Raw genomic sequence first — 395 nt, forward strand, 5'->3', positions numbered from 1 at the left:
GACCATCCCCGGCACTGTCGAGGTCAAGCTGCCGGCGGTGGTGGGCGGCGACACCACGGTGCGCGACGTGCATCTTTCCGCCGAGCCGGTCGATGGGGGCTGGTCGGTGAAATCGCTTGCCGCGACCTTGCCCGGCCGCACCACGCTGGAAGCGGATGGCATGCTGGTGCTCAATTTGGAAGGGCATTTCGGCTTCAACGGCTCGCTGCTGCTGGCCGTGGCGCAACCTTCCGGCTTTGCCGCCTGGCTGTCGAAGGATGTGGACGAGGCGATCCGCCGTCTGCCGGCCGCCGGCTTCAAGGCCAAGGTCGACCTCTCGCAGAAGCGCCAGGCCTTCAGCGATCTCGAACTGATCCTGGGCAAGGCGAAGTTTTCCGGCCGCATCGATTCCAGCC

General features: G+C 66.3%; 1 protein-coding gene. It reads left to right on the forward strand.

What is annotated here, in order from left to right; all coding sequences use genetic code 11:
- Positions 1 to 395, forward strand: a 395-nt coding sequence (locus EN991_RS39610) for a hypothetical protein (RefSeq protein WP_164769836.1), incomplete at both ends; no start/stop codon positions are given.

It is taken from the genome of Mesorhizobium sp. M7A.F.Ca.US.005.03.2.1 (assembly GCF_003997795.1).
GTDB lineage: Bacteria > Pseudomonadota > Alphaproteobacteria > Rhizobiales > Rhizobiaceae > Mesorhizobium > Mesorhizobium ciceri.